The 19,501-nt window shown below is 47.9% G+C and carries 21 protein-coding genes; 18 read left to right on the top strand and 3 right to left on the bottom strand.

The genetic code is table 11. The features are described from left to right. Window positions 1-148: 148 nt before the first annotated feature. Complete coding sequence (locus CWI78_RS06465; RefSeq protein WP_126781391.1) at window positions 149-397, top strand: hypothetical protein; 249 nt, start codon at window positions 149-151, stop codon at window positions 395-397. A gap of 26 nt (window positions 398-423) precedes the next feature. Here CWI78_RS06465 and CWI78_RS06460 read toward each other — a convergent pair whose 3' ends face one another. Further along, the gene (locus CWI78_RS06460; RefSeq protein WP_244213086.1) at window positions 424-972 is read right to left on the bottom strand and encodes a class I SAM-dependent methyltransferase; all 549 of its coding nucleotides are present in this window, start codon (window positions 970-972) and stop codon (window positions 424-426) included. A 328-nt stretch (window positions 973-1,300) separates the two neighbouring features. Between CWI78_RS06460 and katG the strand changes: the two genes are divergently transcribed. The 4 genes from katG (at window position 1,301) to CWI78_RS06440 (ending at window position 7,675) form a co-directional block, all read left to right on the top strand. Beyond that, entirely contained in the window at window positions 1,301-3,481 is a 2,181-nt protein-coding gene (katG, locus tag CWI78_RS06455; RefSeq protein ID WP_126781387.1) for a catalase/peroxidase HPI, read from the top strand. Between the two features lie 9 nt (window positions 3,482-3,490). Then, window positions 3,491-4,165: an SDR family oxidoreductase gene (locus CWI78_RS06450; RefSeq protein ID WP_126781385.1), complete on the top strand. Its 675-nt coding sequence runs from the start codon at window positions 3,491-3,493 to the stop codon at window positions 4,163-4,165. Window positions 4,166-4,394: 229 nt separating this feature from the next. Beyond that, the gene (locus tag CWI78_RS06445) at window positions 4,395-5,459 is read left to right on the top strand and encodes a lysylphosphatidylglycerol synthase transmembrane domain-containing protein (RefSeq protein ID WP_126781383.1); all 1,065 of its coding nucleotides are present in this window, start codon (window positions 4,395-4,397) and stop codon (window positions 5,457-5,459) included. After that, window positions 5,456-7,675 (top strand): glycosyltransferase, encoded by a 2,220-nt coding sequence (locus tag CWI78_RS06440; protein ID WP_126781381.1) that lies wholly within the window; start codon window positions 5,456-5,458, stop codon window positions 7,673-7,675. The genes CWI78_RS06445 and CWI78_RS06440 overlap by 4 nt, the downstream gene beginning before the upstream one ends. Before the next feature lie 2 nt (window positions 7,676-7,677). Here CWI78_RS06440 and CWI78_RS06435 read toward each other — a convergent pair whose 3' ends face one another. Beyond that, window positions 7,678-8,133 carry a DUF3429 domain-containing protein gene (locus tag CWI78_RS06435; protein WP_126781379.1) on the bottom strand — a complete coding sequence of 152 codons (456 nt, stop codon included), beginning with the start codon at window positions 8,131-8,133 and terminating at the stop codon, window positions 7,678-7,680. Between the two features lie 115 nt (window positions 8,134-8,248). Then, on the bottom strand, window positions 8,249-8,755 hold the full coding sequence (locus CWI78_RS06430) for a 4'-phosphopantetheinyl transferase family protein (RefSeq protein ID WP_244213085.1): 507 nt from the start codon (window positions 8,753-8,755) through the stop codon (window positions 8,249-8,251). A 126-nt stretch (window positions 8,756-8,881) separates the two neighbouring features. Between CWI78_RS06430 and CWI78_RS06425 the strand changes: the two genes are divergently transcribed. From CWI78_RS06425 to CWI78_RS06365, 13 genes are read left to right on the top strand one after another with little or no spacing between them, the layout of a single operon-like run. After that, the gene (locus CWI78_RS06425) at window positions 8,882-9,568 is read left to right on the top strand and encodes a beta-ketoacyl synthase chain length factor (protein WP_126781375.1); all 687 of its coding nucleotides are present in this window, start codon (window positions 8,882-8,884) and stop codon (window positions 9,566-9,568) included. Continuing rightward, on the top strand, window positions 9,540-10,376 hold the full coding sequence (locus CWI78_RS06420) for a lysophospholipid acyltransferase family protein (RefSeq protein WP_126781373.1): 837 nt from the start codon (window positions 9,540-9,542) through the stop codon (window positions 10,374-10,376). The genes CWI78_RS06425 and CWI78_RS06420 overlap by 29 nt, the downstream gene beginning before the upstream one ends. After that, window positions 10,318-10,590: a phosphopantetheine-binding protein gene (locus CWI78_RS06415; RefSeq protein ID WP_054488782.1), complete on the top strand. Its 273-nt coding sequence runs from the start codon at window positions 10,318-10,320 to the stop codon at window positions 10,588-10,590. Before CWI78_RS06420 ends, CWI78_RS06415 begins: the two co-directional genes overlap by 59 nt. A gap of 11 nt (window positions 10,591-10,601) precedes the next feature. Further along, window positions 10,602-10,853: an acyl carrier protein gene (locus CWI78_RS06410; RefSeq protein ID WP_126781371.1), complete on the top strand. Its 252-nt coding sequence runs from the start codon at window positions 10,602-10,604 to the stop codon at window positions 10,851-10,853. Continuing rightward, entirely contained in the window at window positions 10,853-11,401 is a 549-nt protein-coding gene (locus CWI78_RS06405) for a COG4648 family protein (protein ID WP_126781369.1), read from the top strand. The genes CWI78_RS06410 and CWI78_RS06405 overlap by 1 nt, the downstream gene beginning before the upstream one ends. Continuing rightward, window positions 11,379-12,731: an AMP-binding protein gene (locus CWI78_RS06400; protein ID WP_126781367.1), complete on the top strand. Its 1,353-nt coding sequence runs from the start codon at window positions 11,379-11,381 to the stop codon at window positions 12,729-12,731. Before CWI78_RS06405 ends, CWI78_RS06400 begins: the two co-directional genes overlap by 23 nt. 6 nt (window positions 12,732-12,737) lie before the next feature. After that, window positions 12,738-13,094, top strand: a complete 357-nt coding sequence (locus tag CWI78_RS06395; RefSeq protein WP_126781365.1) for an ApeI family dehydratase — start codon at window positions 12,738-12,740, stop codon at window positions 13,092-13,094. Between the two features lies 1 nt (window position 13,095). Continuing rightward, window positions 13,096-13,836 carry a glycosyltransferase family 2 protein gene (locus tag CWI78_RS06390; protein WP_126781363.1) on the top strand — a complete coding sequence of 247 codons (741 nt, stop codon included), beginning with the start codon at window positions 13,096-13,098 and terminating at the stop codon, window positions 13,834-13,836. A gap of 2 nt (window positions 13,837-13,838) precedes the next feature. Beyond that, window positions 13,839-14,783 (top strand): LpxL/LpxP family acyltransferase, encoded by a 945-nt coding sequence (locus CWI78_RS06385; protein WP_126781361.1) that lies wholly within the window; start codon window positions 13,839-13,841, stop codon window positions 14,781-14,783. Between the two features lies 1 nt (window position 14,784). After that, a complete protein-coding gene (locus CWI78_RS06380) occupies window positions 14,785-16,332 on the top strand; it encodes an HAL/PAL/TAL family ammonia-lyase (protein ID WP_126781360.1) in 1,548 nt (515 codons plus the stop codon). Then, the gene (locus tag CWI78_RS06375; RefSeq protein WP_126781358.1) at window positions 16,329-16,739 is read left to right on the top strand and encodes an acyl-CoA thioesterase; all 411 of its coding nucleotides are present in this window, start codon (window positions 16,329-16,331) and stop codon (window positions 16,737-16,739) included. Before CWI78_RS06380 ends, CWI78_RS06375 begins: the two co-directional genes overlap by 4 nt. Beyond that, window positions 16,736-17,266, top strand: coding sequence for a LolA family protein (locus CWI78_RS06370; RefSeq protein ID WP_126781356.1), 531 nt, complete (start codon window positions 16,736-16,738; stop codon window positions 17,264-17,266). The genes CWI78_RS06375 and CWI78_RS06370 overlap by 4 nt, the downstream gene beginning before the upstream one ends. Window positions 17,267-17,272: 6 nt before the next feature. After that, window positions 17,273-19,501, top strand: coding sequence for an MMPL family transporter (locus tag CWI78_RS06365; RefSeq protein WP_126781354.1), 2,229 nt, complete (start codon window positions 17,273-17,275; stop codon window positions 19,499-19,501).

Raw genomic sequence — 19,501 nt, 5'->3', positions numbered from 1 at the left:
GATGCCTTATTAGTCATTGTTTTATTGTCTGTAACTCAGTAGAAAGACGAAACGAAGTATAGATTGGTTCAGAAAAAATGGGTGGTGAGTTGATATCTCCCCCAACTCACTGTAGTTTTCAATCCACTTTGACTAATTAAAAGCCATTATGTCGTCTTTATTAAACTGGATGAAAACCCTGGGCACGATACCTTTAGCCCTTTGTGTTCTTTTCGTTGTATTTTTGCCTTCGATTTTATTTGCGGTATTTATTGTTTGGATTTTCGATTTGTTGTTTCTCGATCTTACCTGGATGTCCTGGCCGACGTTTTGGTGGGTATTGGGAACCTGGGCTGTAACTATGATCATTGCTTTAGCTAATAACGCCGATAAAATTATGTTTGGTACGCCAAAGTAGCTGGATGTATCTGGTTGTCCCTTTGGTTACTTCTTAAATAAAATGACTCGGTCGCTGACTATTTCAATGCGCAACTGAAATTGTCGAGCTATCCACTGCATGGTTTTTGGCGTGTAAAAGCTGATATGGGTAGGGTCACCTTTGTAGCTCCACAGATTAAAGACGTCAGCCGTTTCTTTTGTGAACATGCAGGTCATTACGCCCAGCCAGCCGCCGGGTTTGATCAGGCCAATTAACTGCGCCCAGCTCTTATCGGGCTTCCTAAAGTGTTCTGCTACTTCGGTGCAGGTGACAAAGTCATACTGACGACTCAACTGGCCGGTATCCGGCGCGTAATAGATGTCATAAACTGACATCTTCATCCCTTGTTCTTCAAGCATCAGGTTCAATGTTGGACCGGGGCCGGAACCAAAATCAAGACCTTCCATACCAGGAGATAGTTTATCCATCAAGGGGATTGCCAGGTGGTTTAAAAACTTACGGTAGCCAATGTCGTCTGGGCCATTTTCATGATAGTCGTAAATGAGCTTCTCTTCGGCTTGAGACAGGAGGGTGTCAGGGTCGGCGAAAATCATGTCACAGACAGTGCATCGGAAGTACTGGCGTTTTTTATCTTCACAGAAGGATTCTGAGACCGAGGAGCATAGGGTACATAGCATGAGGGTATGCTACCCCAGAGATTCCGGCTAAGCTAGTTTTGAGGATAAATTGCTTACTATAAAATGAGTAATTTAATTTATGCATAAGCGTCAGCAAAGCAAACTGACCGATCTTTCCCGCCATTTTTCCTGTATCTATAAAACCTATCAAAGCAAACGGTATCTTGCCTTTGAGTAAGTCAGCGGTCGTTGCTATAACATATAACAAGTATTCAAATTGGACACATAAGATAAGGAAAGCTAAATGACTCAATCAAATGGTGGCGGTAAATGCCCTATCATGCATGGCAGCATGACCTCTGAGAAAAAGACGAACACCCATTGGTGGCCAAACTCGCTGAAGCTCGAAATTCTGCGTCAACACGACACCAAAGCGAATCCTCTGGATGAGGACTTTAACTACGCGGAAGAATTCAAAAAAATTGACTTAGAAGAGTTAAAGCAAGACCTGAAAAACTTTATGACTGATAGCCAGGAGTGGTGGCCGGCAGACTGGGGCCATTATGGTGGCTTAATGATTCGTATGGCCTGGCACTCAGCGGGTTCTTATCGTTTAGCCGATGGTCGCGGTGGCGGCGGTACGGGTAACCAACGCTTTGCACCGCTGAACAGCTGGCCGGATAACGTAAGCTTAGACAAAGCGCGTCGTTTATTGTGGCCGATTAAGAAAAAGTACGGCAGCAAACTGTCTTGGGCGGATTTGTTCATTCTGGCCGGTAACATGGCTTATGAGTCCATGGGTCTTAAAACCTTTGGTTTTGCCGGTGGCCGTGAGGATATCTGGCACCCGGAAGAAGACACTTACTGGGGTAGCGAGAAAGAATGGCTGGCGGAAACCAAAAACCGTTACAGCTCGGATGAAGAGCGTGATTCACTGGAGAACCCACTGGCTGCAGTGCAAATGGGCTTAATTTACGTGAACCCGGAAGGCGTTGACGGTAACCCTGACCCGCTTCGTACTGCAAAAGACGTGCGTGAAACCTTTAAACGCATGGCAATGAATGACGAAGAAACCTGTGCGTTAACCGCGGGTGGTCATACTGTGGGTAAATGTCACGGTAATGGCAAAGAAGAAAACTTAGGTCCTGAGCCTGAAGCGGCAGATGTTGAAGAGCAGGGCATGGGCTGGCGCAACAGCGGCGGCAAAGGCGTTGGTCGCGATACCGTCACTAGCGGTATTGAAGGTGCCTGGACGACGAATCCAACCCAGTGGGACAACGGTTACTTCTACCTGCTGTTTAACTACGAGTGGGAGCTGAAGAAAAGCCCTGCCGGTGCGTGGCAGTGGGAACCTATCGACATTAAAGAGGAAGATAAGCCGGTTGACGTGGAAGACCCGTCCATTCGTCATAACCCCATTATGACTGACGCCGACATGGCGATGAAAATGGATCCGGACTATCGCAAAATTGCCGAGAAGTTCTACAAAGATCCTGAGTACTTTGCTGACGTATTCGCCCGCGCCTGGTTTAAACTGACGCACCGCGATTTAGGTCCAAAAGATCGCTACTTAGGTGCCGATGTGCCGCAAGAAGACCTGATTTGGCAGGATCCAATTCCAAAAGTGGATTACACCCTGAGTGAAACGGAAATTGCTGACTTAAAAGAAAAGTTATTAAATACAGAGTTAACGTCTTACGAGCTGATTTCTACCGCATGGGACAGCGCGCGTAACTTCCGTTGCTCGGATTTCCGTGGCGGCGCAAATGGTGCTCGTATTCGTTTAGCACCGCAAAAAGACTGGCACGGTAACGAGCCGGAAAAACTGCACAAAGTCCTTCGTGTACTGGAAGAGCTGCAGTCGACGCTGGATAAGAAAGTCAGCCTGGCCGACTTAATTGTCTTAGGGGGTACAGCGGCAGTTGAAAAAGCAGCGAAAGATGCTGGCTATAATGTGATTGCCCCGTTTGCACCAGGTCGTGGTGACGCAACCGACGAACAAACTGACGTTGAAAGTTTTGAGCCATTAGAGCCATTGCATGACGGTTACCGCAACTATCTGAAAAAAGATTACGCGGTACCGGCAGAGGAATTGATGCTGGATCGCACCCATTTGATGGGCTTAACGGCACCAGAAATGACAGTTCTTGTCGGTGGCATGCGTGCTCTGGGTGCGAACTACGGGGAGTCTAAGCACGGCGTATTTACTGACCGTGCTGGCGCGTTAACTAACGACTTTTTCGTTAACCTGACCGATATGAATAATGTCTGGAAGAAAGCGGATGACCACTACGAAGTTCGTGACCGCAAAACTGACAAACTGAAGTGGACAGCAAGCCGCATCGATTTAGTCTTTGGCTCGAACTCTATCCTGCGCTCGTATTCAGAGCTGTACGCTCAGGACGACAACCAGGAGAAGTTTGTAAAAGATTTTGTGAAGGCCTGGACGAAAGTGATGAACGCAGACCGTTTTGATTTAGCCTAGGGAGGAAGCATGTCAAAAGTACTATTAATCACCGGTGCCTCTAGTGGCATCGGTGAGGCCACGGCGCGTAAAGCGGCGAAAGACGGATTAAAGCTGATATTAACGGCGCGAAGGAAGGAAAAGCTGGACGCGTTAGTAGAAGAATTTGGTAAGGATACTGCCATTGGTGTTGCTGCAGACGCTGGCAATTACGATGAATTGGAGCAGGCAGTAAAACAGGGTGTTGATAAGTTTGGCCAGTTAGATGCGGTGTTTGCTAATGCTGGTACTGGTGTTTCGACAGCAGGCACAGAAGAGGGTGACCCAAGTGAATGGAAGCAGATGGTGGATATCAACATCAATGGGCTTTTGTACACCGCGAAATTGACCTTACCGCACTTACGAAAAACCACGGGCCACTTTTTAATGACCGGCTCCGCCGCTGGACGTATTACTCTAAAAGGCTCGGTTTATGGTGCCACTAAGTGGTTTGTTCATGGTTTTGCACAGAACTTGGCAGAAGAAATGAAAGAATGGAACGGTCGCTGCACAACAATAGCACCGGGCATGGTCAATACGCCGTTCTTTGATGAACCTAAACCGGACAAGCTGGATCCAGAGGATGTCGCTGATGCAGTGCTGTACTCAATTAACGCGAATCCACGTAACTGCGTGCGTGAAGTGTTCTTAATGCCGGCGTATTAAGCTTAAGAAAAGCGAAGCTGTCATTGAAATAAAACAGGGAAGTCTAAAAACTGTCATATTCCGTACTTAGACTACAGCACAACTTAACAAATGATTGGTTTTTACTCCCTGGTTAAGTTTTCGGCCCCCAACTTGGGGGCTTTTTTATGAGTGAAAGCCTTTTGACATCCCTTCTGTACGACTCCATAATCCTTAAGCATTAGGCTTTGTAAGGAGTAAATAGCAGAAAATGACCGCTTCAGTGGACGAAGAAAAGCAATACAAAGCCTCATGGAAACGTTTAGCACTTTTTAGTGTGTTGTTTGTTTTGCTTACGGTTGCGGGCTTTTTTGCCCTTTATGACCACTTTTCCGGTCGCAGTTTAACCTTTGATTTTCGCCTGTTCGATCCAGAAGTTCTCAGCCTTACCGTTTTACTTTTGCTTATCTATTTTGCCGCCGATGGCTTACGTTTATATTACACTTTGCGAGCTCTGGGTTATCGGATCCCCAAACGCGCCATGGCGAAACTGGTTTTCATCAACATCTTCTTTTCGAATATCACGCCTATGGCGACTGGCGGAGGATTTGCACAGGTCTGGTTCCTGCATGAGCACGGAGTACCCATTGGTAAAGCGACAGCGGCAACTACAATCCGTACGGTGCTGGCCATTTTCTTTATTTTCTCGCTCACGCCGATATTTTTATTAACGCTGGCGCCTTTGCAGGATCAAGCGATTATTTCCGATATTGGTGTGGCATTAGCGTTTTTCATTGTGCTTTATTTGCTCTTTTTTACGGTCGTCTTATTGCGAGCGCATTGGCTGATTGGGCCGCTCAGTTACCTTTGCAAGGGAATACACAAGCTACGGCTCATTAGTCCGGAGCGTCATCTTAGGTGGCAGTATCGGGCCCGGCGCGAGATGCTGCGCTTTTCCCGTAGCTTTTCTGAATACTGCCGAGGCTCTAAAGTTGCCATTAGTTTATCGGTCGTGTTTACCTTTATTTTTTTGCTTAGCCTATTTAGCTTTCCGGCTTTGTTGATGTGGGGTTTAGACTATGATGTCGATTATCTCGTTAGCCTGGGCTTGCTGGTGGTAACGACGTTTATCATGTATTTTGCGCCAACGCCGGGAGCTTCGGGTATTTCTGAAGGCGTTTTCGGTAGCTTTTTTAGCGACATTCTGGCCAGTAACCACTTATTATTAGTGACTTTTAGCTGGCGCTTTCTAACCATTTACCTTGGCATGCTGTTGGGGTTATTTATTTTGCAACGCTACTTAGTTCAGTCAGCCAAAGTACAGGACACACAATGAACAAAACCAAACTGCTCAAAGTCCTGTTTTACTTAAACATTGCCATTGTTGTCGGCCTTATTGGCTATAAAGTTTATTTGAACTTAATCACCTCTGAGTTCGAGGCGGAGCATACCGACCAGCTTTCTTCTATTAGTGCGCGACTGGAAGGGCAAGAAAGTTACAGCTTCGCGGTTGTGGGTAATATTAATAATTCGGTTGGTATTTTTGAGCGTCGTATTATTCCGATGCTTAATGATGCAAGCGTCGACTTTCTAGTGTCGGCGGGAAATGCCGTCAGTAGTGGTGGTGAGGATAAATATCGAGCAATACGCGGCACGTTGTCGCGTTTGCAAATGCCGTATTTATTGACCTTTGGGAACAACGAGTACGAAGAGTTCGGTAGCTTCCGTTTCTATGATCATTATGGCCCGCACTTTTTCAGCTTTACCGCCGGTAACAGCCGCTTTATCTTTCTGGACAGCACTGGGAAAACGCCGTGGCAATGGCAGCTTCGTTGGTTAACCGACATTCTTAAAGCCGATAACTCCGAGCATCGCTTTGTGTTCATTGGCCATCCACCACTGGAACCGGAAGAAGAATTTTTTCTGGCCGAGGATGAGGACTTTCTACAACCTGTTGAGTTTAGAAGCACTTTGCTGCAAACGTTGAGCAACTTTGGCGTCGACCGGGTTTTCTCCTCGAATATTTCAATTTATTCGGAACAACAACATAACGGTATACCTTATATTACAACAGGTGGTGCCGGCGGCTTGGTACTGAACCAGGATGAAAGTTTTTACCATTATGTAAAAGTTACGGTGAGTGCCGATGGCTCCGTTGAACATTCAGTGGAAGAGCTGGAAATTGGGCAACACCCCATTTTGAAGCAATTGGAAAGCCTGTGGTTCTTTATTCACTCCCTATTTTATGTGGGGTACCTGAACTTTATCCTGTTGGTGAGCTTGTTTTTGGTCATTACGACCAAGCTCTATAATGCTGTGTTTGTTGGAAAGGAATACTACCCCGACTACGACATCAATCCGGAGCCCTGGGCTAAAAGCCGCATGCGAGTAGCTATGTTCACTAATAACTACCTGCCGTTTATTGGTGGAGTCCCTATTTCTATCGAGCGCTTGCGAAAGGGTTTGGTAAAGCTCAAAGATAAAGTCTTGATTGTTGCGCCGCGCTACCAACAAACCACAGAAAAAGAGGAGCATGTGGTGCGCATGCCGTCTTTATTCTCTTTTGGGGAAAAAAGTGAATTTCGTTTTGCCAACATTTTTTCCGGCTCTGTTCGTAAAAAGGTAAAAGCGTTTAAGCCGGATATTATTCATGTGCATCACCCTTTCTGGATAGGTTCGCTTGGGGTCTTTATGGCTCGGCGACTTAAGGTTCCCGTGGTTTACACATATCACACTCGGTTAGAGCATTATGCTCACTTTGTGTTTTTGCCAGGCTCACTCTTCCGCAACATTATTGCGCACTTTTTGGTTCGTCGCTTTGCGAACAAATGCGATGGTGTGATTGTACCCACACAGTCAACCGAAGAGTATTTACGCATGATAGGCGTAAAGCGCCCGACCTTTGTGCAGCCAACGGGTATCGAATTCGAACGTTTTCAGCAAGTTGATCCGGACCAAGCGGCAGCACTGCGGAAACAACAGGGTATTGGCAATGAAACCGTATTCGTCAGTGTCTCCCGATTGTCTAATGAGAAAAACATCGATTTTATGATAGAGGCGATGGCGCAGCTGAAGGAGCAGACCGATAAGCCGTTCCGGCTGCTGATTGTTGGTGATGGACATCAGCGGCACCGCTTGCAGGCGCGTATTGATGAGATGAATCTACAACAGCAGATTACCTTGGTGGGGGCGGTTCCACCAGAGCAGATGGCTGCCTGGTACCGGTTAGGTGACGCCTTTTTGTTTGCGTCTCAGTCGGAGACACAGGGAATGGTCATTCTGGAAGCTATGGCCGCCGGTTTACCCGTGGTTGCGGTGCGTTCCAGCGGTATCGATGATGTAGTAGAGGATGGCTATAACGGCTATAAAACACCGGCGAAGCAGTCGCTTTGGTGTGAAAAGGTTAAACAAATGCTGGACGACAAAGCGTTACGCCAGAGCCTTTCTAAAAATGCCCTGACGTTTGCACGCGATTATTCCGTTGAAAAGTTTAGTGACGATGTCCGACACATTTATGCGGAAACTCTGGCCCGTTATCATCAGAACAGGTAGGGCTACAAAATGTGGTTACCAAATACGAGTAGCTGACAGACGATCACGGCAGCGGTCAATAAAACGCGGATACGATAATACCCCATATAAGAGGTCATGGCGGAACTGCGGGCCAGTTTCTGCTCGAAAAACAGAACTAATACAAAGCCGAACATTTGCAGGCCTAATGACCAGGCGGGCGCGTTAATTAATAGTGTGAACCAGGCCATGAGCGCAAAGACATTACTTAGCAGAAGTAAGCCGGTTGTTTTTTCGCTCTCGGCGCGGTGTAACGCGCGCCCCCACAAGATGCCTCCCAAAAAACTGAGAATAATGGCACCATAAGTAATCAAGAACTCTAAAGGTAAAACGCCCCAAAAAGTTCCTGTGTGCATGAGTGCTAACAGTGATGAGGCTAAAAAGGGCACCAACCCAAGAAAACCCAGTGTGTATATAAGCCCGTTCTTGCCTTTGTTCATAAGCAAATCAATCCACCAGAAGTTAGTTATACTTGTTGTTACGGTAATTGCTCTCTTTACGTTTAGTCTAATTCTAAATGACTTGCGTAATGAATGATAAAAAACACGGTCTTTTTTATGCCCGATTATCGTTGTCCATTTGATGCAGTGATATATCGCTGACTTTATCAGCGGCAACCGCCTGGTAAGCGCACAGCAAAAAGGAGTTTATCCGGAAGTGTTTTGCTGCGAGTTGCTGTTTTTCAAGCGGTTGCTCCAGAACCTTAAGTAAAGGCTCGCCGGAGGCTTTCGCCACCGCCTCTGCTAACGTCCATTGCCGGAAAAACGCTTGTTGGGTCAAACCGCTGCCGGTTAGAAAACCGTCTTTATAATAATCGCGAGTACGGTGGTAGCTTTTACTGGTACGCAAGTTTTCAACGTCTATGCCGATATGACTTGTTGTTGAATAGGCGGCGGCTATAAATCCAGACTTATGAGAAAGCGAGCAATAAACGGGCTGATCGTTTACGCTCAAAAGCGGGGCGCCGGAATCGCTTTTGCTCACGGTAATTTGTCTGGGCTCAGCGACTCCCCAGTATTTTTTGACAAGCTGTATCAGTAAGTCATGAGTCGCTTTCGACACCTGTTTTGGTGATGCCGTTTTATTGTAGAGCCTATATCCGATAACCATATGCGATGTTATATTTTTGAAATGTCGAGTGAGTTTCTGTAATATTCCGCTTCTTTTTTGAGTATCTGTCCAAACCCTATGCGAGCCTTTGTAGCTGATAGTACCTTAGTCCAGACCGAATGTCGTGAACGGCTGAAGCAAATTCCGGCTTCGACCCGACGGCGGCTGAGCTCGTATGCAAAAGTGCTGATAACTGCCATGCTGGAATTGAGCGAAAGGCACCCTCAGTTGAAAGATACACCGGTGATACTGGCCACTCGGCACGGCGACTTACATCGAACCGAAAAGTTACTTCGTGAATTAGTACGCGGTGAAGTTCTGTCACCAACTCAGTTTGCGCTTTCAGTTAATAATGCCGTGTTAGGTCAATACAGTATGGCCGCTGACAACAGACAGTCGATGACAACCTTGTCTGCCGGTGAACAAACCTATCCTTTAGGCTGGTTGGAAGCCATAAGTCAGCTACAAAGCGAAGCTAAACGCGTGTTGTTGGTGTACTCTGATGAAGTGCCTCCGGCGGTGTATTCCGGGCAAGTTCAATCGCCAGCGAAAAGCTTTTCGCATGCGGTTTTACTCGATAGGGAAAACGGACAAGAATTGATTTTGGATCGCCTTGTTGCAAAAGAAAGTCAGTTACAGGAAGACGTCTGGGGAGTTGCGAGCAGCGTGCAGAAGATGTTTGATGATGGTGGCGGTAAGGTGGTTCAAGACTATAACGGGGTAAGGTGGAGCTGGCATGTTGCTGAGTCTCTGGCAGATAATTAATCGCACCTGGCGACGTTTCGCCACAGGGCTTTGCTTTGCCATTTTTGGCTTAGGCGGCCTGTTGCTGTCGGTGACTGCGCTGCCCTTACTGGCCATACTCTCGAAAGGGAGTGAGCAGCAGCGCCAAGCCCGGGCCCGGCGTTTAGTGCAACTGACGTTTAAGTGGTTTATTGGTGTGATGAAGTGGACCGGCGTGTTCAACTTTGACTTTAAGGCAATTGAGAAGCTACGAAGCGTTCGGGGCCATGTCATTATTGCTAATCACCCCTGCTTAATTGACGTGGTGGCGCTAATCTCTTTTGTGCCGAACCCAGATTGTGTGGTCAAGTCACACCTCTGGAAGAACCCATTTATGCGTGGTGTTATTCGCTCGACGGGTTACCTGAGCAATGATGACCCTGAAGATTTGGTGACGGACTGTGAGCGTTCTCTGGCCTGGGGAAATAACCTCATTATATTCCCCGAAGGTACACGCAGCACCCCGGAGAAAGCCATTAAATTTCAACGCGGTGCAGCGCATCTTGCGTTACGTACAGGGGCAAAAATTACGGCGCTGCGTGTGGATTGCTTACCCGTAACGTTGATTAAACATGAGGCCTGGTATTGTGCCCCGAAACGGAAGCCGACGTTGTCGGTTTCCTATCTGGGCGAAATAGATTCGGCCGTATACTGCCAGGCTGAAAAGCTTAGCATTGCCGCGCGTCAACTGACTCGTGACTTACAGAAGTACTATGAAAAGGTGTTAGAAGATGACGGAAAACCTGAAGCAAGAGATCAAAGCCTTGATTATCGAGTCGCTGGATCTTGAGGATGTTGAGGTATCAGACATCAATGATTCAGCCGCTTTATTCGGAGATGATGACGACGGCCTGAACCTTGATTCCATTGACGCATTGGAACTGGGTTTGGCGATAAAGAAAAAGTACGACGTAAAGCTGGATGCAAACTCAGCGGAAACAAAAAAGCACTTTTACAGTGTTGATACGTTAGCGGACTTTGTCGCTAATAATCGCGGCGAATAAACGAGGGAACGATGAAAACGAAAGACGAAGTGTATGCGCGATTAGTTCAAATTCTTGAAGAAGACTTCGAGATAGAATCTGATGATATTTCTTTAGACGCAAACCTGTATCAGGATTTAGATCTTGATTCGATTGATGCGGTGGATTTAGTGGTTAAATTACGCGAAATCACGGGTAAAAAAATCAGTCCGGATGCGTTTAAAGCGGTGCGTACTGTCGAGGATGTTGTCGAAGAAGTTTATAAACTCGTTCACAGCGAATAATGAAAAACGTGCTGCGCATACTCATCAGTGGCTTGCTGATTGCCTACCCTCTGATGGTTTGGTGGTTTGCGCAGAACGGCCTGACAAACTGGTTGCTACTGGCACTGATTACCTTACTGAGTTTAAGCATTGTTGCCCAGGGTATTGGTCATCCCAGAAGCTGGCTTTCAATGGCCGTGTTATTGGTCGTTTCCGTAACGGCTATTTTTGCTGACCAGCTGACCGGTGTGTTGTTCTATCCGGTTTGGATGAACGCGGCGTTACTCCTGGTCTTTGTTGCATCCTTATGGCGTAAGCCGGCGGTAATAACCCGTTTAGCGACGTTAATGGAAGGCCCGTTATCAGAGAAGGCGATTGCTTACACTGAAAAGGTGACCATCATCTGGGCTGTATTTTTCCTTCTAAATGGTGCTCTTTCCCTAGCCACGGCAGTTCATGGTGACATTGAACTTTGGACGCTATACAACGGTTTAATATCTTACGTGCTGATTGGGTTACTTTTTGTGATTGAATGGAGTGTCCGGCGTGTTGTTAAAAACAAGCACTGAGCAATGGGAGCTGCAATGGCGGCGCCCGGATGCAAAACTAGCCTCAATTAAAGGCGAACCCATTAGTGCATCAACCTGGCTTCAGGATGTTGCCGCCGCTACCCATTGGCTTAATGAGCAGAAAGGCGATGCGTTACTTTATCAGCGTGACTGGTATCGTTTTAGTGTTTGGTTCTTTGCGCTGCTAGAGAGTAAAAAGCGAATTATTCTGCCAGCTAATGATAAACCTGCGACCCTGTCCGAGCTATCATCTCAGTATGCATTCAGAGTACCGGAAGAGTTACCCTCCATAGGACGTTCGGATGCGCCTTCTTTGCTCTTAAAAGGTGACTTGGACTCCCCTCTGACCTTTTTCACCTCTGGTAGCAGTGGCAAACCTAAAGCAGTAGAAAAAACGCTGAGACAGTTATGGCTGGAAGTAGAGACGCTGGAGCAGACCTTTGCAGCTCAACTCGGTCAGACGGATATTCTGGCTACGGTGACCCATCAGCATATTTACGGGCTCTTATTTACGGTTCTGTGGCCTCTTGCCGCTGGGCGTTCGGTAACATTGCCTTTAGTGGATTACCCTGAGCAATTGCAGCAAATATTGGCGAAAGCAAGCCACCAGCGTTACGCTTTGGTAAGCAGCCCTGCTCATTTGCAGCGCCTGGATAATCTGCCGCAGCTGGCTGATTATAATCACGCTTTGGCTGTGGTTTTCTCGTCAGGCGGAGCACTGGCCGACTCGGTGCCTAACGATTTTGCTGACCATGGGTTACCAGCTCCAACCGAAGTGTACGGCAGCACAGAAACCGGAGGTATCGCCTGGCGTCAACGTAACCCGGGGGCTTCACAGAGCTTCAAACCTTTGGCGGGAATAGAAGTGAGTTGCGACGACAACGGATTGCTGGTTATCCAATCACCTTATCTTAACGACTCTCAAAGCTCCTATGTAACGGAAGATAAAGTTCAGCTTAAGGGGAACGGTGGTTTTCTGTTGCTTGGGCGTCAGGATCGAATTGTAAAAATTGCTGAAAAACGCGTGTCGCTGAATGAGGTTGAGCAGTTTATTCAACAACACAACTGGGTCGAATCAGCCAAGGCTTGTTTGTTACGCACTCCTCGTGTTGAGCTGGGTTTGGTTTTAGTACTGACACCCGAAGGTCATACTCAACTCAACACACAGGGAAAATTCAAAGCGCGTCAGGAGTTGCGGCATCATTTACAGCAGCGATTTGAAAAAGTTGTCGTTCCTAAACGTTTTCGATACATGCAGCAGCTGCCTTATAACGGCGCAGGCAAGGTCACACAGGCCGATTTACAGGCATTGTTCGAAGAGGAAAACTAGAGACATATGCAGACTCAACTACCCAAGTTTATTCACTTCTCCGAAAGCATGAGCGAGAATGACAAGCCGCGGCTTTGTGGACAGTTCCGGTTAGAATCTAACTGTATTTACCTACAGGGACATTTCCCTTCAGCACCTATTTTACCAGGTGTTGCCCAACTGGACTGGGTGGTTGAGCTGGCGGCTCAGTACTGGTCAACACCGACCTCAATTCAACGCATTGAAGTACTCAAGTTTAACGACATGATCTTGCCTGAGGCGACTGTGGATTTGTTCATTGAGCGAAAACGCGAAGACTGCGTTACCTTTAAATACTCTGACGGCAATAAAGCGCTGTCTTCCGGACGCCTGGTGTTTAATTAATATGTCTCAGTATTGCTTTCTTATTCCTATTTATAATCACGATAAAACCATTACGGCAACGGTTGAGCGACTGCTACCTTACGAGTTGCCAATTATTATTGTTGATGATGGCTCAAATGAGCACACCAAGGAAGTTTTGGCGGTTCTTGCGGAAGAACATAAGTCACTTGTCATGTTGTATACCCAGCCTGAAAACAGCGGCAAAGGCGGGGCGGTTATGGCTGGGTTTCATTTGGCCGCCGAAGAAGGCTTTACTCACGCACTGCAAATAGACGCTGACGGCCAGCACGACAGTAACGATATTCCTGAATTTTTAGCCTTATCAAAGCAAAACCCGGGCGCGCTGATAAGTGGATACCCGCAATACGATGAGAGCATACCGACCAGCCGACGCATTGGGCGCAAGATCACGCATTTTTGGGTGCATATCGAAACCTTATCGATGCAAATAAAGGACACTATGTGTGGCTTTCGGGTCTACCCTTTGTATCAGACAGTGGGGTTGATAAAGCGTCGTCATATTGGCACGCGTATGGACTTCGATATTGAGATTATGGTTCGTCTATACTGGGCAGGTACACCGGTGCTGTTTATTCCAACCAAGGTGATTTACCCACAAGGCGGGCAGTCACATTTTCGAGCGCTGCAGGACAACCTGAAAATTTCCTGGCTGCATACGCGCTTGTTTTTCGGCATGCTACCGCGAATACCGCTGTTATTACTGCGCAGGTTTAAACGTTAATTATGGTGGAAAAGCACTGGGCGAAAAAGAAAGAGCGCGGCAGTTACTGGGGTATCGTCATTGTTCTTCGAGCCTACCAGTATGGTGGTCACTGGTTAATGCGATTGATTTTAGCGCCAGTGATCACTTACTTCTTTTTGACCGGAGGTGCGCCTCGCAGAGCGTCTTTGGCCTTCCTTCGCCGCGTGCATTCATTTGCTGCTGAACAGTCTCCCTTTGCTGCTGAGCCGGGTTGGCGTCAAAGCTGGTACCACTTTTGGCAATTTGGTTTGCACGCCCTGGCAAAAATTGATGCCTGGGTTGGTAAGGTGTCTAAGAACCAAGTACGCAACTGTGGTGACACCCACTTTGACGATTTAGAGAAACAACCACAGGGCGGCATTCTTATTGGTAGCCACTTGGGTAACCTGGAAGTAGCCCGCGCGCTGGCTTCAAAAAAGTATACCCGGCGCATGAATGTACTGGTGTTCACGCAACATGCGCAGTCGTTTAACCGGGCATTAAAAAACGTTAATCCGAAAGTCGATATCGATTTGATTCAGGTGACAGATATCGATATGGGGCTGACGATGTTACTAAAAGAGCGCATTGAACAAGGCGAGTTTGTGGTCATTGTCGGCGATCGCACTTCGGTGACTCAACCGGGACAAACCATAGAGCAGGACTTTTTAGGTAAGCCAGCCTCATTTGCCTTAGGGCCGTGGATACTAGCCAGTGTGTTAGAATGCCCTGTGTACTTTTTATTCTGCTTAAAGAATCCCGACGACGGGCATTACGACTTATATCTCAACCACGCGTGTGACCAACTCAGACTACCGCGGAAAAGCAGGCGGGAAGCTTTGCAGCCAGTGTTGAAAGCTTACAGTGAAATGCTGGAGGAGCTGGTGATGCGCTATCCTTATCAGTGGTTTAATTTTTTTGATTTCTGGAAGAAGGACAGTCAGTAGTATGACGACATCGATTATAGCCTTTGGTGGCCGCCCGTTGACCATTAAAGACGTGGTAGAAATAGCCAATGGCAAAGCGCAGGTGGCATTAAGCGATGCACCGGAGTTTGTCAAAAAAGTCGATGCCGGTGTCCGTTTTCTGGATGATCTGTTAAAGCAGGACGGCGTGATTTACGGTGTTACAACGGGGTATGGCGACAGCTGCACCGTATCGGTACCGGAGAACCTGGTTAACGAGTTGCCTATTCATCTGACGCGATTTCATGGCTGCGGCTTGGGCGATACTTTTGATGAACAGGAAACCCGTGCCATTCTGGCAACCCGTTTAAGCTCGCTGGCACAAGGCTATTCCGGTGTCAGCTGGGAATTGCTGGAACGCTTGGTGGTGATGCTGAACGAAAACATGCTGCCGCTTATTCCAAAAGAGGGCAGCGTTGGTGCCAGCGGCGATTTAACTCCATTGTCTTACATTGCCGGTGCTCTCATTGGTGAGCGTGACGTACGGTTTCGCAATAAAGTGATGAACAGTGCTGAAGCCTTTAAACAGCTCGGAATGCCGGTTCACAAACTGCGACCCAAAGAAGGCCTGGCCATTATGAACGGTACCGCCGTGATGACGGCTTTGGCTTGCCTGGCGTGGGACCGAGCGGAGTATCTAACTCGGTTATCCAGCCGCATTACCTCATTGGCCAGTATTGCGCTGGAAGGCAACAGTAACCATTTTGATGACCTGCTTTTTGCTGTAAAACCTCATAAAGGGCAGCAACAGGTAGCCAGCTGGATCCAGCAAGACCTGAACCATGTGGAGCATCCGAGAAATTCATCGCGTCTGCAGGACCGTTATTCCATTCGTTGCGCGCCTCATGTTATCGGTGTACTTAAGGACAGTTTGCCGTGGTTTAAAGAGACCATAGAAAACGAATTAAATAGTGCCAATGACAACCCGATTATTGATGGTTTGGGAGAGCATGTTCTGCACGGCGGTCATTTTTATGGTGGTCACATTGCTATGGTGATGGACTCGATGAAAACTGCTGTAGCGAACCTGGCAGATTTACACGACCGGCAAATGGCGTTGTTAATGGACACAAAAATGAACCACGGGTTGCCCTCTAACTTGTCTGCGGCGGAAGGTGAGCGCAAGGCTATTAACCACGGCTTTAAAGCGGTGCAAATTGGCTGCTCAGCCTGGACCGCTGAGGCATTGAAACTAACCATGCCCGCCAGTGTTTTTTCGCGTTCAACCGAATGCCACAATCAGGACAAAGTGAGCATGGGCACTATTGCGGCTCGTGACTGCATCCGTATTTTGGAATTGACCGAACAGGTAGTTATCGCAACCTTGCTGGCAGCTTACCAAGGTGTTGAGTTGCGCAAGCGCATGACGGACAAGCTAGTAAGCCCATCGTCTGGTGTTGTTGAAATGATTGAAAGCCTGGCCAGCGAGTTTGAGTTGCTGACCGAAGACCGCCAGTTAGAGCCGGAGTTGCGCTATTGGTTGACCCAGTTACGCTTAAAAGCCTGGAACTTGTATCAGGAGCCAGCATGAAGCAAGCCAGTTTGATTATTGATGTTCCTTTTTTCGATGTCGATGCCATGCATGTTGTCTGGCACGGGCATTACATAAAATACATTGAAATGGCGCGCAGCGAGTTGTTACGTACCTTCAATTATGACTACCCCGATATGGAAGCGAATGGCCATTTGTGGCCGATTGTTGATTTGCGTTTAAAGTATGTTGCGTCGGCTACTTACGGGCAGCACATTCGGGTGACGGCCACTTTGGTGGAGTGGGAGCATCGACTTAAAATGAACTATGAAATTCGCTGTGTTGAGAGTAACGAGCTTTTAACCAAAGCCACCAGTGTGCAGGTAGCCGTGTGTAAAAAAACGCGCGAAATGCTGTTTGAATCCCCTGACATTGTGTTTGAAAAGCTGGGGGTTGAGCGCTCATGATGCGTTTATTGGTGGCAACGGTGTTCTTTATGGTCTCAGCAGTTACTTCTGCCGAGGACGATAACTCGTTAAAGGCGCTGTCGGCACTAGAGAAGCAATCAGAGCCGTTGCCGCTGTCGCTGGACTTCCATCAGAAAAAACAGTTGTCAGGGCTGCCGAGACCTTTGGTGAGTTCGGGGCAACTGGATATTAGTACGGATGAAATAGTCTGGACAACAGAACAACCACAGCAACAACAGTTGATCATCAATCGTCAGGGCATTTTTGAACAAGGCAGTGAAGGCTCTGTCAGTGGCAGTGACACCATTGCGCAGCTGTTATTGGCTATTTTGCAACAGGATAAAGCGGTACTGAAACAGCAGTTTCGCCTTTCGGTGGAAGAAGGTTGCGTGATGATGGTACCGAAAGGAGATGCGCTAGCCAGTGTGATTGAAAAAATACACAGCTGTGGTGCCAATAGCGTTGAGCTTGTGGAGCTGTTTGAGCAAAACGGTAACACGACCCGCATTGAACTAAGCAAAAGGTAAGATGCAATGAAGGGTGCGCGCGCTGCAACGGCGACTCGATTACTGCTGTTATTTGTGTTCACTGTTGGCGTCGCTGCTGCGTTGTCAGCCCAGCTGTTTAATACGCAGTGGAGCAGCAGCCTGGCCGACGCTCTGCCAAACGAGGTGTCTGACTTACAGCGCAGTTACTTAGAAAACCAGCAGCCGAATGCGCAGCAACTGCTGTTGGGCTTTGAGTCGCAGCAATATGAGGACACCGAAATCCTCAATGTTGTGCAGCAACAATTGAGCATACTGCTCCGTGCTGAGTCGGTTATCCAACTGGCTGAAATGACAAACCCAGAGGCTGTGCTGTCTTTTTATCAACAACAGGCCGGGCGCTTAGCGACACAGCGCGACAGACAAATGCTTGCAAGTGGTGATTATGAAGCCTTGATAACCAACGCCCAAAAGACCTTACAAAGTCCGGCGCCGGTTTTAACGTCACTGCAGCAGGACCCGCTCTTACTGACACAGCGGTTTATACAGCAATTGCCCGATTTAATGCCGGGGTATGAGAGCCACGGTGGGCTTTATACCCGAACCTCTCAGTCAACTCACCAGGTGTTGGTGCCGCTGCGTATTGCAGGCGATGCATTAAGTGTGAATCAGTCCGGGCGATCAGTTCAGGTTATCAATGACTTTACCGCTAAAGTCTCGGCTCAACTGCCCAACATTAAGGTGTATCGAAGCGGTCTGCTGTTTCATTCCGATGCGGCGGCGAAGCAAGCCAAACAGGAAATGACCTGGTTTGGCGGATTGTCTCTTTTGCTGGTTCTGGCGTTGTTACTCTGGGTTTTCCGTTCGGCGCAGCAGTTGCTTTATACGCTGTTCTTGCTGGGGGTGTCGGCAGCCACCGGACTCCTGATTACCTTATTGTTTAGTACCCAGCCTCATGTGTTAATGCTGGTTTTTGCGACCAGCTTTATCGGCTTGTGCATTGATTATGTTATTCATGGCTTTATTGCACGCAGCCATGGGGAAAAGGCCTGGTCTGCACTGAAACCGGCTTTATGGCTCAGCGGTTTAACCACCGTTGTGGGTTACGTTTTGCTTTTGCTATTACCTTTACCCTTATTGCAGCAGCTGGGTATTTTTATGGCAACAGCCTTACTCACTGCCATAACTTTGGTGGTGGTAACGTTACCCTGGTTGCCAGAACCAAAAGAGCCGGCCCCGCGCTGGCAACAGTTCTGTCTGGGTATGACCAAGCTTTATCGGCAGATGCGACATAAAACCACAACACATTGGTTAAGCGTGATGGCTCTGGCCACCCTGGGCCTGCTGGTGTGGTCATTTACCGCTAATGATAACGTCCGGTTACTGGCCAGCTCGCCGGAGTCTTTGCTACAACAGGAAAATCACCTGCGAGAAACCACGGACTTTTATTTTCAGCCTGATGTATTGCTGGTAGCGGGGGAAACACGTCAGGACGCACTTGAACGAACGGCTAGTCTGCGAAGTATTGAGGGTAGTGTTAGCTTATATCACTACGTCGTGCCGGTGTCAGAACAACAGCAGTTGCTACAAGATCAGCAAAACCTCTTTAATAGCCAGGTCGGCGAAGACTATCTGCAATGGTTAGGTATCGGCCAGCCTATACGAGCCAGTGAGTCGCCAGAGCATCCCTTACAAAATCAATTTTTATATCCAATGGAAGCGGGCTGGATGAGTGTTGTCCGGCTAAAACAGCCTTTTAGTGCGGATGATATTAAAGAGAAGCCGGGCAGACTGGAGCACTTTAACCCTATTGAGCACGCTTCAGATGCATTGACCGAGTATCGCCATTCCATGCAGCTATGGCTCATAGCACTGCTACTGGTTTCTTTACCCATACTGGCACTATTTTTACGTTCGCAGCAGGGGCATAAGCAGCGTGTTCAGGCGGCCTGGCAGGTTGTCTGTGTTATGACGCTATCTGTCTCGACGGCGTTGCTGCTGGCTCAGCTAATACAACCTCTGAACTTGTTTCACTGTATTGGCGCTATGTTCGTATTGGTGCTCAGCATTGACTACGGCGTTTTCTGCGCCGGGCGTTTAGAGCGGCAGCATGCGCTGCAGGCCATTTACCTTTCCGCCTTCACTACCATGGTCGCTTTTGGTGCGTTAAGTTTCAGTGCTACGCCTGCAATCGCAGCTTTTGGAGTTATTGTGTTAATTGGGGTCTTTATGAGTGCCCTGTTCAGTCCGTTGATAATAGAGTCGCCTGATAGCTAA

Origin of the sequence: Idiomarina ramblicola (assembly GCF_003987255.1) — a bacterium.
Lineage (GTDB): Bacteria > Pseudomonadota > Gammaproteobacteria > Enterobacterales > Alteromonadaceae > Idiomarina > Idiomarina ramblicola.
Note: the sequence above shows the minus strand (reverse complement) of the source record. Positions and strands in the feature narration are given on the sequence as shown.